Below are 13,949 nucleotides of genomic sequence, written 5' to 3' on the forward strand. Positions count from 1 at the left end.
GCGGTAGATGCCGATGGCGGCGTGCCGGGGGCGGCGAGGGCGACTGCCGCGCCTGCCGCTGCGGCGACGCTCCAGCGCATGCGGCGATCTTGCGGCCGCTGCCTCGGCGGTCTCATAGTGTCCCATCGATTCACGCGGAGGGTGCCGATGAAAGCCTGGGGAGCATTGGCAGTGTTGATGGCGTGCGCGGCGGCGACCCACGCGGCGGAACCGGCCGAGGACGGCGCGGCGGGACCGCTGTTCGACACCGTCGCGGCGCTGGACCAGCGCCTGTTCGATGCCTACAACCGCTGCGACCTGGACGCGTTCGCGTCCTTGTTCGTGCCGGACGTGGAGTTCTACCACGACACCGGCGGCGTCACCTGGGACCGCGCGAGCGTCGTCGACAACACGCGCAAATGGATCTGCGGCAAGGTCCGCCGCGCGTTGCTGCCCGGCACCTTGCGGGTCTATCCGATCAAGGACTTCGGGGCGATCGAGGAAGGCGAGCACCGCTTTTGCGAACTGGCCAGCGGCCGTTGCGATGGCATTGCCAAGTTCGTGATGGTGTGGCGTCAGGACCCGGACGGTTGGAAATTGACGCGGGTACTCAGCTACGGGCACCGCACCGCGCCCGCACCCGCGCCGCACTGAGCGTGCGGGGCGGTTGCCACCGAGAGAGCGGCGGTCAAGCCCCATCGCCTCGGCCAGATCCGCCATGCGTCGTACGCAGCGGGCAGCGTGCAGCGAGTGGCGAGTGGCGGGCGCCGCAGGCCCGCGGCGTGGTGAGGGTTGTTGTCGGCACGCCGCTTGCTTGCTGTTGAGTGGCGCGATCGCGCGTTGTCCATGACCGCCTCACGGAGGTCGGCGACCGCATCATGTCGGCGTTGCGCAGAAACCTGCGCGACGTGCTTGAATGACACGGCGTGCCGCGTGGGTGCGCACCGGTGGCCGGGCGCGGGGACCTGGCGATGTTTTGCGGATGACGACGATCGTGCCGATCATGTGGATTGCCATCAGCGCGGGTGCGCTGGTGCTGGGGGCCGGACTGTGGTGGTGGCTGCGCCGTGGCAGCGGCGATGCGGCGGAGGCGCCGCAGGCGCGTGCCGTTGCCGAGGAGGCCGATCTGCCCGCGGCGCCGGCAACGCCTGCACGCGCCGTTCCGGCCGCGCCTGCTGCCGCAGCGGAGCCGGGCCTCGACCCGTTCGCCGATCCCGCCCTGATCGACCTGGAACCGGTGCCGGATGCCGCGATCCTGGCGCACCTGTGTGAACTGGCATTCGCCGGTCGCCCGGTGAGCGCGTCGGCAGCGGCCGCGCCGGCGGTCATGGCCGATGCCACCGCAGTGCTGGCGCGCATCGACGCGCATCCGCGGTACACGCCGCGGCGTCCGCACCTGTTGCCGCAGCTCACCCGTGCGATCAACGATCCGACCGCTGGCGCCCATTCCATCGCCACGATCCTGGGCCAGGATCCGGCGCTGGCCGGCAACCTGCTGCGCATCGCCAACAGCGTCGTCTACCGCCGCCATCCCGAGCCGATCGAGAACCTGGAGCGGGCGGTGGCCTTGCTGGGCACCGAGGGCCTGCGCCAGATCGTGCTGGCGGCGCTGCTGCAGCCGGTCATCGTCGACGACGGCAGCGTCTTCGGCCGCTGTGCGGCGGTCCTGTGGGAACACACCCTGCTGTCGGCGCACGCCGCCTCGCAGGTGCCCGACCGCGAGGATGCGAACGCGGCGCAACTGCTGGCGCTGCTGTGCGGGCTGGGCGCGGTCTCGGTGGTGCAGGTGCTGCGCGATGTCCACGCACGCCACGCCGAAGCAGCACCCACGCCGGCGGCCATCACCGAGATGCTCGAGGCCTGGTCGGCGCACTGCGCCAAGGCCATCTCTGCGGACTGGGGGCTGTCGCCGCGCGTGCAGCGCGCCCTGGAGGAGCAGGCGGGCGATGCCGATGTGGCAGGCATGAGTCCGCTCGGCCTGGCCCTGCGCCGGCATCGCGCCGCCGCGGCCGCGCAGCTGGCGGTGCGCTATCGTCGCTGATCGCGGCAGGCAGACCATTAGACGGCACAGGCGAACCGTGCAAGCTCTCGGCAGATCGCGACGCAAGCGCTGCGGCGCAGGAGGTGGGCGCGGCGAACGTGATCGCAGTGAACTGCTGCGCGAGGCGGGGCCAGGCGCGCTCCACGAGGTCAGGCACGGATGACTGCCGTAGACCAGCCGGGCACGCCGCGGACCGCACGGTCCTGGCTCGACACCGTGCTCAAAGGCGTGCGCGGTGTGCTGATGATCGTCGGCAGCCTGACGATGCTCGCCGGCTGCATTGCCCTGGCGCACGTGGTCACGTCCTCGCTGGCGCCTTTTCTGGCGATGTTGCTGATCTTCCCGCTGGCGGCGTTCGCCACGATCGCCATCCACGAAGGCGGGCACGCATTGGCGGCGCGTGCGATGGGCATGACCGTGTGCCGGGTGCACGTGGGGCCGCTGCAGTTGCTTGCGCGCCGTCGCGGCTGGCGGATCCGCTGGCAGCGCGTGCGCCGCGACGACAGTTCGGGCGTCGTGCTGGCGGTGCCGAACCCATACGCGGCAGTGCGCCGGCAGTACTTGGCGCTGATCGCCGGCGGTCCGCTGGCCAACCTGCTGGCAGCGGCGGGGTGCGGACTGCTGGCATGGCACCTGGGACTGGGCAGCAGCAGCGGCGCGTTCTGCACCGGTGCAGCCGCGTTCAATCTGGCAGTCGGGTTGGGCAACCTGGTGCCGTTGCAGAGCGCGCTGGGCGGCAGCGACGGTCTGAAGTTGCTCAAGCATGCGCGGCGGCGCGATCCGGACGCCCTGTCGGAGGTGCTGGCCGAACTCAATGGCCTCTCGCTTCGCGGCGTCACCGCGGACAAGCTGCCGGAACACCGCCTGGCGCTGCTCGCGGACGGTGAGGGATGGTTCTTCTACGTCTGGTTCACACTGAAAGCCATGCAGATCCGTGGCGAGTGGGCACACGCCGCCGCCTTGCAGCCGGTTTTCGAAGCGCAGGTCGCGACGCTGCCTGGACCGGTCGCCGAATCCTGGCACAGCCTGATCGCGCTACTGCGCTGCGAACTTGCATTCTCGCGGGCCATGGCCGGCGACGGCGAAGCCGATCCCCTGGACGCGGCGCTGACGGCGGATCTCGACTGGTCGGTGCCGGCGTTGCGGCCGCGCTGCCAGGCGCTGATGGCGGCGCGGCGCGGCGACCACCGTGCCGCACTGGCAGCATTGGCGCGCGCCGAAGGATTGGCAGAGAACGATGTGGACGCGGCGACGCGGCAGTGCGAATGCGGACTGCGCCAGGCAATCCGTCAGCGTCTGCAGGTGCCCACGGAGGCCTGATCGTGTCTGCCAGCCGGCGTGCGGCCGGCTGGCGTGCATTGCGCCGCGCGCCGCTCAGCGCAGCGGCACGTCGGCGACCTTGTCCTGATAGTCGCGCTTGGGATCGATGCCGAACAACACCTTGATGCCGGCCATCAGGCTGGAGCCGTTGAGCCAGATCTGCGCATGATCCGGATCCAGGCGCAGCAATGCCAGCTTGGGATCTTCCTTGCCCTCTTCGTACCAGGCTGCGACATAGCCGTTCCACAGGCGCTCGATCACGGCCTGGTCGTTGTCCACGCTGAGCGTGCCGCTGATGCTGGCGAACAGATCGTGGCCCTTGGCGCTGAACGCCGCGATCACCCGCTGGCTCTGCGCCAGCTTCTGCACCAGCGCGTTGTCCTTGGAGGTGAAGAACCAGATCGGGCCGCCGCGATCGCCCTCGAACTGCGCGGTCATCGGACGGGCGTGGCCGTCCTCGACGCCATCCAGGCCCAGCATCACGGTACGGTCGGACTTCAATGCCTTCCAGAATTTCTCTTCCAGTTCCTGCGGGCTGGCCATGCGGATCTCCGAGCGGGCGACAGTGCCCGCCTGCACTGTGCCGGGAGAGGCGCGCGCGGTCCGTGATGGAAGGGTGCAAGCGGTGTGCACAGGCGGTGCGGGCTGCGCGCGGAGCGCCGTAGACAAACGCTGCGGTGCGACGTGCGCTGCGATGCGCATCGAAGCATTACCGCGATCGGCAGTGCTATCAAGCGATACGCCTCGCCCTGCTGCGTCCATCGCCCGATGGACGTGGACGCGTGGCGGACGGAACACGGTTCCGCAGGGAAGGCGTGTGCCGACCCTTGGCGGCGCATGCCGCACCGTCTGACAGGACGTTCAACGATGAGTGCGATTCCCGCGACGCAACCGCTGTTGCCGCCGCAACTGACCCTGGCGATGGCCGCCGCCAGCATCGCCGCCTACGCGGCCTACGAAGGCAAGCCGGTCTCGGCGCCGTCCGACTATCGCCTGGTCGCCCGCTGGTCCGGCTGGGACGGCGATCCGGTGGGCGGCAGCGAGGAGCTGTTCGGCCTGCTGTTCCGGTCCACCGTCGCCGCCGGTACCTATCTGTTCGCGTTCCGCGGCACCGATTCGGACCTGGACATCTACGAGGACCTGGACTTCTCCACCACCGCCTTCGTGCCCAGCGCCGGTCCCGTCACGCCGATGCCGCAGGTGTCGGCCGGGTTCTACGGCATCTACAACGCCAGGGGCGGCGCCATGCGTGCTTCGATGCGCGAGCAGTTGTTCGCGCTGCTGGAGCACTTCGCGCCGACCCAGGTCTATGTCACCGGACATAGCCTGGGCGGCGCGCTGAGCCAGTTGTTCTCGCTGGACCTGGCGCTGAGCCGGCCGGCGTTGCCCAGCCGCAACATCAACTTCTGCAGCCCGATGGTCGGCGACGCGAGTTGGCAACAGGCCTATGTGGCGCATATCGCCGCAGCCGACAGCACGCGCTGCTACAACTACTGGGACTACGTGCCGTCGCTGCCGCCGTCCACCTTCGGCTATGCGCCGGTGGGTCAGGCGTTCCGGACCGCCTACGACGTCAATGGCGCCTGGTTCCCGCATCTGCTGCCGCGGCACTCCATCGCCAACATGCAGGTGGTGCTGCAGCATGCGCTATGGCAAACGCCGCAGGCCTGGAGCGGCACCTTCGCCGACCAGACCGATCCGCAGCGGCTGATGCGCAGCCAGATCCCGCCCACCACGCCGCATCCGGCCTGGGCGGACATGGCGTTGACCGCGCGTGCGGCCGAGCAGGCGCTGGGCTTTCCGGAGGGCGCAGCGGCGCCGCCAGTGGCCGCGCCATGAAGGCCCGCGCGGCCGGGGCAGCGTGCCGCGGCCGCGCCGGTGCAGCGTCATGCCCCGGAGCACTGCGCGGCGTCGCCGCTGGTGTCATCCTGCCGGTGCACATCGTTCCCAAGGAGGTCGCCATGGCATCGTTCGATCTGTATCTCCCACAGCTGCTGCGGTTCGAGGGCGGCTTCGTCGATGACCCCAACGATCCGGGCGGCGCCACCAACTACGGCATCACCCTGGCCACCTTCCAGCGCTGCGCGCAAGCGCTGCTGGGCGAAGCGCCCACGCTGCAAAACCTGCGCGCATTGACCGTGCAACAGGCCGCGACGATCTACCAGCACGAATCCTGGGACAGGATCGGCGCCGATCAGATCGCCTCGCAGACGTTGGCCGAGCTCGTGTTCGATTTCTACGTCAATGCCGGCGATGTCGCCATCTCGCTGCTGCAGCGCGTCCTGCAGCAGTTGGGCGCGAGCGGATTGGCGGTCGATGGCGAGATGGGGCCAGCGACGCTGGCGGCCCTGGCCAGCGCCGATGCGGCGCAGGTCTACGCGCTGTACCGGCAGCAACGCATCGACTACTACCAGCGCCTGGTGGCGGAGCGTCCGGTCGATGCCGAGTTCCTGGCCGGCTGGCTGCGCCGCGCCGAATGGTTCCCGGCGAGCCTGCCGGCCGATGCGTCGGCGCCGACGCAGACCGGCATCGCCTGAGCGATCGGCCCTGCGCCGCGGCGTACGTGCACGGCGCGTGCATCTGCGTTTCACCGCGTGCGCATGCGGCGCTGGCTAGTCTGCCCGGCGAGCGTCGGCCGTGTGCGGCGCCATCGCATGCCGTCATGGCGTGCGCCTGTCCTCGTTTCGGGAAGACCGCATCATGATCAAGTGGGCCATCATCATCGCCATCATCGGACTCATCGCCGGCGCGCTCGGCTTCAGCGGCGTGGCGGGCGCGGCGATGGGCGTCGCCAAGTTCCTGTTCTGGGCCGGCCTGGCCATCGCCCTGCTGCTGTTCGTGCTGGGCACGATGCTGGCCAAGAAGGTCAGCTGAGCGCACCGCCGGGCGTGTCGCGTCGACGCGGGTGCCTCGCGCGACTGGGTCCGTGGGCGCAAGCTCTACCGTGACCGCAAGGAGCCTGCTGTGCCGCCGACGGCCTAGGCGTCGTTGGCGGTGTCCGCGTCGTTCGTTGCCGCGCTGTCGTCGGAGGCAGGCTTGGCCGCTGCGGCGCGCGCCTCGCGCTTGCGTGCCTCTTTTTCTTCCTGCTGTTTCTTCTTGGCCAGCTCGCGCTGACGCTTTTCGAAGGAGTAGTTGGGCTTGGCCAATGCGCATCTGCCGGTAAGGGGAGTGCGTCGAGTGTAGCCGGTGTGCGCCATCGGCGTGCGAAACGGACAGGCCGCCCGTGTGAGACGGCCTGTCCTAGGCGCAGGTGCGGGAGTACGGCCCTCCCGGACCTTGGCTTACGGGCTCAGATACTGCTGGATCGACGAATACACGTCGGCAAAGCGCGAGTAGTAGTCCGGATCGCTCGGCGCGCTGCAGTACGAGGTGCCGCCATACAGGCCACCGCGCAACTGGTAGGTGCCGTTGCTGCTGACGGTGAACAGGCCGGAGCCGGAGGAGCCGCCTTCGGTGACGCCGGTGCTCCACTGCACGCGGTACAGCGGCGACTTGCCGTCGGTGGAGGTGGACAGCGCGGTGACCTTGCCCAGCGAATACTTCTTCACGTCGCCGGCGGGGTGGTGGATGCCTTCGATCGCGGTGCCGGTCGAGCCGATCGCCGAGCTGCTCCAGCCCGCATAGAACGCGCCGCTGGGCGGAGCGCTCTTGAGCTCAAGCAGCGAAGTGTCGCGGGTGGTGTTGGCGTGGCGCAGGTAGGCGCCGCCACCGAGCGTGGTGTAGTTGGAATTGACCGTGGAGCCGCCGCAGGTGGTGGCATCGTAGAACCAGTAGGTCTGCAGCGTGTTGGCCACGGTCTGGGTGCTGATGCAGTGCGCCGCGGTCCAGAACAGCGCCTTCTTCGGCGAGTTGCTGTTGTTGAGCAGGGTGCCGGTGCACAGGTAGGTGCCGCCGCTGGTGGTGAAGGTCATGCGTGCCACCGACTTGGCCGCCGAGGTGAAGCCGGAGGTCGGATTGGCGCGGCAGACGATGTCGCGCTCGCACGAGTCGCTCTCGCCGATCATCGGCCGCATCATCGTGTCGCTGGCGACCGGGCTGATGTCCAGGTGCGAGAGCTGCGGGATCTTCAGCGCGAAGCCCTGCGGATACTGACCCGCCGGCAATTCGATCTCCACCACCATGCGTGCGCCGGCGATCACCGCCGACCAGCCGGGCTGGCTGCCGGTGAAATCGGCGCCGCTCTGCTGGAACACGCGGCCGTCCTCGCCAGCGAAGCGCAGCGTCGCCTTGCGCGGATCGCCGGGCTGGGCGCCGCTGCCACTGAGCTGCAGCGCCGCGCGCAACGCCTGCGCATTGGTCGAGACGATTTCGAAGCTGGTGACCTGCGCGCCGTTTGGCAGGGTCTGCCAGCGTAGGCGGCGCAGGTTGATGTCGGGCTTGGCGACGTCGCGGGAGAAACCGATCTGCAGAGGCTGGCCGTTCTTGACCTGTTGTCCGCGCGCCTGCTTCATCGCTGCGGCCTTGCTGCTGTCGGGCGCGGCCAATTCGATCAGGCGCGGTGCGTGCGCGCTGCCCGGGGGAAGGCTGCGCAGTTCCGCGCCACCGAGCGCGGCGGCATCCGGGCGTGCTTCGACCGGGGCGGAGTCCATCTCGGCTGCTGGGGGAATGGCAGCCATGGCGACGGGGGACATGCCGGCAATGCCGGCGAGCAACGCCACATACAACGCGTGCTTGCGATTCATCGATCTTCCTTCTGTGAAGAGGGACGAGACCATCCGGCAGGGGACCGGATGCCATTGCACTCGAGTTCAGAGTGCCTGCCGAGGCTACGGGCGACGCCACGACGATTGCGTGCCAGGCGTCACGCTCAGGAGGCCGGATTCGTAGACAGCTGCTCACATTGCGTGTGATGGCGCGAAAGAAGCGCGCGGCGCTGCCGATAAGTCGACGCGTTTCGGCATGTGTCGCAAGTGGCTGTGGATCCTGTCCCTCTGCATCCGGAAAAGCCACAGTGGCGGCCTTGCGACGCGGGGCGGATCGACGCGACACGCGTTCGCCGGGCGATATCGCTGCCTTGCAGCCACCTGGCGCGCCCACGTCGCAGGTACCCGATTCCCGCCTGACGAACCTGCTGACGGTGTGGGGTCAGGCAGCCGCGGACCGGTAGCGACCTTTCTCTAATCTTTCCGACAAATTTCAGTAGATTCAATTACTTAAATCGAACCGTGGCGTGCTGCGATGCAGCTTGCATCGATTCAAATTCAGCCTATAACGCTGGCGTTACATATATGAACTTTTCGTTCGTGTATGCACCGCCTTGCGGATGGCCCGCGCAAGGTCAGGGGAATCGGGCGGGCTCGGCATCACTTCGAACATCGATCGCTCCTGTGGGGGGAGACCAGTGAATAGAACCGCTTTCCGGCGTGGACTCATCGCCAGTTCCGTTGCGCTCGCGCTGTGGGCGCCTTCTCTCATGGCGCAATCCGCGCCCGACAGCGCGGCTCCACCCAGTGGCGCCGGCAAGGCCGACAAGCCGGTCGACCTCAAGGCGGTGACGGTCACCGGCTCGATGATCCCGCGCGTGGAGGTCGAAGGCCCCGCACCGGTGGTCACCATCACCGGCGAGGAGATCAAGAAGCAGGGCTACACCACGCTGTGGGAATTCCTCGACTCGCTGCCGCAGGTGGGCCAGCAGGTGTCCGACCCGGCGTCGTGGGGTTCCAGTTCGGTCAACGCGCGCTCGGTGAACCTGCGCGGGCTCGGCCCCGGTTTCAGCCTGCTGATGATCGACGGCCATCGCGTGGTCGACTACCCGCAGCCGCTCAACAAGCAGAGCAACTTCCAGAACTTCAACAACATCCCCACCGGGATGATCGATCACATCGAAGTGCTCGCTTCCGGCGCCTCGTCGATCTACGGCTCGGACGCGGTCGCCGGCGTGGTGAACGTGATCCTGAAGAAGAACTACCAGGGCGACCAGCTGCAGGTCACCGCGGGCGGCGCGACGCGCGGTGGCCGCGACTACGGCGACATCAACTACTTCGGCGGCCGTGCGGGCAGCAACTGGCACGTGACCTACAACCTGGAGCACTCCAACCGCAGCGCGCTGTGGGGCATGGACCGGCCCTACCAGGATTCCGTGGCCGATGCGGGCTACGGCGCATGGGGACCGGCCTCGCGCATGTTCGGCTATCAGTACGACGCCGCCGGCGCGATCGCGCTGTCGGCCACCGACGCCAACGGCCGCTACATCACCCCGCCCGCCGGCACCTGCGACAAGTTCACCAACTCGCGCCTGGCCCAGTCGCACTCGGTGACCACCAACGGCACCCAGGTCACCGGCGTCACCGACAACGGTTTCTACTGCGCGCAGCCGGCGCTGTTCCAGAACTGGGTGCTGACCCCGGGCAGCCGCAGCAATAACGGTTATCTGTCGGGCGAGTACGACTTCCAGAACGGCCTGCAGTTCTATGGCTCGGCCGCGCTGTACCAGACCGTGGGCATCTCCAACACGCAGCTCAATGTGTTCAGTGCCGGTCCGTTCTACGACCAGACCACTGGGCAGACGGTCAACCAGGTGATCCGCCAGCTCACCCAGAAAGAGATCGGCGTCAGCGCCAATACCTACGACCGCGAACTCAACTGGAACCTGCAGGCGGGCCTGCGCGGCACCGTGTTCGATGGTCGCTTCAACTGGGACCTCAACCTCAACACGCAGAAGTACATCGTCCGCGAGGAGTTCACCGGCTACAACGCGCAGGCCACCAACACCTTCTTCCTTGGCCAGCAGCAGGGCAGCACCGCGAACGGCCTGCCGATCTACGCGTTCAACTGGCAGCAGTTCTGGAACCCGATCACGCCGCAGCAGTACGACCAGTTCGCGGTGACCGGCGTGAACACGGCGTCGTCCTGGCTCGACCAGGCGCAGCTGCGCGTCAACGGCGACCTGTTCAAGCTGCCCTGGGCCGATCGGTCGGTAGGCTGGGCCGCGGTGCTCGAAGCCGCGCACAACGGCTTCAAGCTATCGCCCGATCCACGCGCGGCGGATCCGTCCACGTTCCAGAACCCGTTCGGTGCCTATCTCACCGGTGCCGGCACCCGCCAGCGTTTCTCGCTGGGCACGGAGTTCCGCGTGCCGGTGCTGGAGTCGGTGACCTGGACGCTCTCCGGTCGCCTGGACAAGTACAACGACGCCAGCCGTGCCGACATCGCCCGCACCTGGGGTTCGGGCCTGGAGTGGCGTCCGTACGACGGCCTGCTGCTGCGCGGCAGCTACGGCACCAACTTCAAGGCGCCGGACATGCAGGCCATCTACCTGACCGGTTCGACCTCGCCGGTGGGCTTCTATGCCGATCCGCTGCAGTGCGTGAACGCGATCAAGGCCGGGCAGAACAACAACACCTGGTGCAACAGCGTGCAGCGCCCCGGGTCGCAGTACTACACGCTCTACACCAACGGCAGCCGCCTGCTGCTGCCGCAGACGGGACACTCCTGGACCTACGGTTTCGTCTGGCAGGTGCCGGGCGTGCAGGGGCTGTCGGTGTCGGCCGACTACTGGAACATGGGCGTGGACAACGCCATCCAGTACCTCGGCCAGGACACCGTGCTCGCCGACGAGGCAGGCTGCCTGACCGGCCTGAAGCCGAACGGCACCTCGGGCCTGTCGCCGTACACGGCGCACGTGGCGGGATCGGAGTACTGCCAGATGGTCACCCAGATGGTGAAGCGCGACGCCAACGGCCAGATCGTCTCGGTGCAATCGGGCCCGATCAACGAAGCCTCGCTGTACGTGGCCGGCGTCGACGCGACGCTGGACTACAAGTTCCACACCGACGGCTACGGCGACTTCCGCGCCGGCATCAACTACACCAACAACCTGTCGTACAAGCAGCGCGTGCTGGCGTCCGATCCGTTGCAGAACACCCGCTACCAGAACGTGGCCAGCCGCATGACCTGGATCGCCGACTGGACCAAGGGCCGCTGGAACGTGTCGATCTCCGGCGTGCGCAACGGCCGCATGCGCGCTCCCAACTACGCCGGCTGCGACGTGCTGCCCAACGGCATCCAGCCCGGCATGGTCACGGTGGCCAATGGCGGCGAGACGGTCTCCACCGGTGTCTGCCAGGTCACCCAGGACGGCAACCAAGTCACCGTGCAGGACACCACCTATCGGGGCCATGCGCCGGCCTGGATCACCTGGAACGGCTCGGTCGGCCTGCAGATCACCCCGGATCTGCACGCAAAGCTCGCCGTGTCGAACATCTTCGACAAGGTCGGCGCGATTCCTTACTACGCCGGCGGCTTCGAGTTCGTCACCACCGGGCAGACCGCGAGCGAATACAACGGCCGGGAAATGTTCCTGACGCTGGACTACACGTTCGACTGAGCGATCGGCTGATAGGCCGGCGGGTTCCGCGAGAAACGGAACCCGCCTGGGTTTTCAGGGGTCTGGCGTTGCGTCGTGCTATCTCTCATCGCAACGCGTGCCGTGCGAAGCGTCCGGACGTCGGGTGATTCTCGCCAGAGGCTGGCGTTTCGCGAGGCGATGCGCTCTAGCACGAAGCAACAAAGCCTCTCCCGCTTGCGCAGGAGAGGCGATGCCACCACAGAGACGATGCCGTGTGCGCTCAGCGGCGCCGGTTCGACGGCACGAACTTGTACAGCTTGTTGACCCCGGTGCCGAAGTTGAAGCGGCTGTAGCCCGCGCCCCAGTACACCGCACCATCGACGATCGCCGGTGCGCTGGACACCGAGCCGCCGGCGTCGAAGCTCCACAGCGTGGCGCCGGTCTTGGCATCGAGCACGGTCATCGCGCCGGACATCGAGCCGGCATAGACCAAGCCCGGCGACGACGCGAGCGGGCCGCGGCCACCGGCGCCGAACGCTGTCTGCACCGGGTCGGTACCCGGCACCTTGACCTGCCAGAGGATCTTGCCGCTGGTCGCATCCAGCGCGGCCCAGGAGCCGGCGTTCCAGGTCTCGGTGTTGCCCGGCGCCAGCGTGTACGGCTTATGCTCGTTGTTGTTGATCGCCACGTACACGCGCGCGGAGAACGGATCCACCGACGAACCCCATTCGATGCCGCCGGCGGTACCGCCCGGGCCGACCTGCGTCGACCACACGGTCTGCCCGGTGTCGGCATCGAATGCCCAGTAGACGCCGCTCTTCTGGCCGGCGCCGACCAGCGCCTGCGGCTTGCCGTTGCGGATCGCCGTGAACAGGTTGGCGCCACCGCCGCTGAAGTCGTAGTCCGGCCCCTGCGGGTCCTGGCACAGGCCGTTGGTCGGCGCCACCAGGCACGACAGCGACCAGGCGTCGGCGCCCTGCAGGCGGCGCGTCCACACCGGCTTGCCGCTGCGCATGTCCAGCGCCAGCACCGAATCGACGTAGTTGTCCGGCGCCATGCACGCCAGTTGCGCGGTCTTGTCGCCGTTGGCGTTCTTGACGCAGCTGGCCACCTCGGTCGGCACCGAGTAGTTGTTGCCGGTGGTGGCGTAGACGCGCTGGCGCAGCGGATCGATCGCCAGCGTGCCCCACACCGACGCACCGGTGTAGCCCTCCGGCGTGGTGCGGAAGCTCCACAGCAGCTTGCCGGTCTTCAGGTCCAGCGCGGCGACGCTGCCGCGGAAGGAGTACTTGTAGCCCGGCGTCAGGCCGCCCCAGTCGCCGGAGGACACGCCGACGTAGACGCGGTCGCCGTAAATCACCGGCGAGGCGGTGATGCGCGCTTGCGGGTTGGACTCGACCAGAGTCTTCCACAGCAGCTTGCCGGTGGCCTTGTCGATCGCCAGCACCGTGCCGCTGGCCTGGTCGCCGACCAGCACGCTGTCGCGCGCGATCGCCGGGCTGTTGCGCGACAGCGAACCGGCGATGCCGGTGTAGTCGGCCAGCTTCACCTGCCACACCGCCTTGCCCAGGTCGGTGTCGATGCGATACAGCTGGCCGCCCCAGTCCGGTACGTACAGCGCGGTGCCCTGCACGGTCGGCGTGGCCGAGACGTCGCCTTGCGTGGTGAAGGTCCACGCGGTCTTCAGGCGCGCCGCGTTGAACGGGGTGATCTGCCATTCGCCGGGCGCGAAGCGGGTGTTGAGGAAGCCGCCGCCGGCGCTGTCCCAGAGGCTGTGCGTGGCGAACGGCGTGCCGCCGGAGAAGGTGCTGCGCCATTGCGCGCTGGCAGCGGTGGTGTCGGTGGTCGCCGCTGCGGTGCCTGCGGACTGCGCCATCGCCATTGCGCTGAACATCAAGCCGGGAATCAACGCCAGCCGCAGGCGGGAGTGGTTCTGGTGTGCATCACGCGTTTTCATGGATGTCCTTCGGGCTTGGGAGTGAGGATCCCCCCGTCACGTCCGCGGCCATCCTAGAAGTGGAAATCCTTTTGTGTCATGTACTTACGAAAAAGTTAGGGCGTTCGCAAAAGGTTGCGGCGATAGCAAGAAACGATGGCTGTGGCATCGCCCGGTCATCGTGCCGGCATGTGCGTGACGCACGCCGAGGGTCGCTGCGATCGCCGTCGCAGCAGTGTGTTGCTGCGCATCCAGCGGGTGCTGCGACGCATGCCTCGCTGGCGCGTAGCGATATGCGGGATCGATGCTGCGCGCAGGATCCGTGGCGTGAGCGCTGGCTGAATCGCGGTGCGAAGCAGGCGATGTCGGCACCGCTCCGGCAACGC

At 68.0% G+C, this 13,949-nt stretch carries 12 protein-coding genes; 7 read left to right on the forward strand and 5 right to left on the reverse strand.

Annotation, left to right across the window (positions count from 1 at the left end; translation table 11 throughout):
- The first annotated feature begins 147 nt into the window (after window positions 1–147).
- Together GGR71_RS05945 and GGR71_RS05950 are read left to right on the forward strand one after the other, a co-directional pair.
- Window positions 148–633, forward strand: coding sequence for a nuclear transport factor 2 family protein (locus tag GGR71_RS05945; RefSeq protein WP_160963092.1), 486 nt, complete (start codon window positions 148–150; stop codon window positions 631–633).
- Between the two features lie 328 nt (window positions 634–961).
- Window positions 962–2,020, forward strand: coding sequence for an HDOD domain-containing protein (locus tag GGR71_RS05950; RefSeq protein ID WP_160963094.1), 1,059 nt, complete (start codon window positions 962–964; stop codon window positions 2,018–2,020).
- Window positions 2,021–2,169: 149 nt separating this feature from the next.
- On the opposite strand, the gene GGR71_RS05955 is transcribed toward GGR71_RS05950, so the two are convergent.
- Window positions 2,170–2,433 (reverse strand): hypothetical protein, encoded by a 264-nt coding sequence (locus GGR71_RS05955; RefSeq protein ID WP_184451727.1) that lies wholly within the window; start codon window positions 2,431–2,433, stop codon window positions 2,170–2,172.
- A gap of 19 nt (window positions 2,434–2,452) precedes the next feature.
- Between GGR71_RS05955 and GGR71_RS05960 the strand changes: the two genes are divergently transcribed.
- The gene (locus GGR71_RS05960) at window positions 2,453–3,340 is read left to right on the forward strand and encodes a hypothetical protein (protein WP_184451729.1); all 888 of its coding nucleotides are present in this window, start codon (window positions 2,453–2,455) and stop codon (window positions 3,338–3,340) included.
- Window positions 3,341–3,394: 54 nt separating this feature from the next.
- Here GGR71_RS05960 and GGR71_RS05965 read toward each other — a convergent pair whose 3' ends face one another.
- The gene (locus GGR71_RS05965; protein WP_048491027.1) at window positions 3,395–3,883 is read right to left on the reverse strand and encodes a pyridoxamine 5'-phosphate oxidase family protein; all 489 of its coding nucleotides are present in this window, start codon (window positions 3,881–3,883) and stop codon (window positions 3,395–3,397) included.
- A 324-nt stretch (window positions 3,884–4,207) separates the two neighbouring features.
- On the opposite strand from GGR71_RS05965, the gene GGR71_RS05970 reads away from it, so the two are divergent.
- The 3 genes from GGR71_RS05970 to GGR71_RS05980 all read left to right on the forward strand — a co-directional run bounded on the left by GGR71_RS05970 (window position 4,208) and on the right by GGR71_RS05980 (window position 6,214).
- Window positions 4,208–5,179, forward strand: coding sequence for a lipase family protein (locus GGR71_RS05970; RefSeq protein WP_160963098.1), 972 nt, complete (start codon window positions 4,208–4,210; stop codon window positions 5,177–5,179).
- 122 nt (window positions 5,180–5,301) lie between these two features.
- Window positions 5,302–5,877 carry a glycoside hydrolase family 108 protein gene (locus GGR71_RS05975; RefSeq protein WP_160963100.1) on the forward strand — a complete coding sequence of 192 codons (576 nt, stop codon included), beginning with the start codon at window positions 5,302–5,304 and terminating at the stop codon, window positions 5,875–5,877.
- A gap of 163 nt (window positions 5,878–6,040) precedes the next feature.
- Window positions 6,041–6,214 (forward strand): DUF1328 family protein, encoded by a 174-nt coding sequence (locus GGR71_RS05980; RefSeq protein ID WP_048490964.1) that lies wholly within the window; start codon window positions 6,041–6,043, stop codon window positions 6,212–6,214.
- Between the two features lie 104 nt (window positions 6,215–6,318).
- On the opposite strand, the gene GGR71_RS05985 is transcribed toward GGR71_RS05980, so the two are convergent.
- Window positions 6,319–6,486: a hypothetical protein gene (locus GGR71_RS05985; protein WP_184451731.1), complete on the reverse strand. Its 168-nt coding sequence runs from the start codon at window positions 6,484–6,486 to the stop codon at window positions 6,319–6,321.
- A 135-nt stretch (window positions 6,487–6,621) separates the two neighbouring features.
- A complete protein-coding gene (locus GGR71_RS05990) occupies window positions 6,622–8,022 on the reverse strand; it encodes a trypsin-like serine peptidase (protein ID WP_160963102.1) in 1,401 nt (466 codons plus the stop codon).
- Between the two features lie 731 nt (window positions 8,023–8,753).
- Between GGR71_RS05990 and GGR71_RS05995 the strand changes: the two genes are divergently transcribed.
- Window positions 8,754–11,666 carry a TonB-dependent receptor domain-containing protein gene (locus tag GGR71_RS05995; RefSeq protein ID WP_160963104.1) on the forward strand — a complete coding sequence of 971 codons (2,913 nt, stop codon included), beginning with the start codon at window positions 8,754–8,756 and terminating at the stop codon, window positions 11,664–11,666.
- Between the two features lie 241 nt (window positions 11,667–11,907).
- Here GGR71_RS05995 and GGR71_RS06000 read toward each other — a convergent pair whose 3' ends face one another.
- Window positions 11,908–13,509, reverse strand: coding sequence for an outer membrane protein assembly factor BamB family protein (locus GGR71_RS06000; RefSeq protein WP_160963140.1), 1,602 nt, complete (start codon window positions 13,507–13,509; stop codon window positions 11,908–11,910).
- Window positions 13,510–13,949: the final 440 nt, after the last annotated feature.

The organism is Xanthomonas sp. F1, assembly GCF_014199855.1.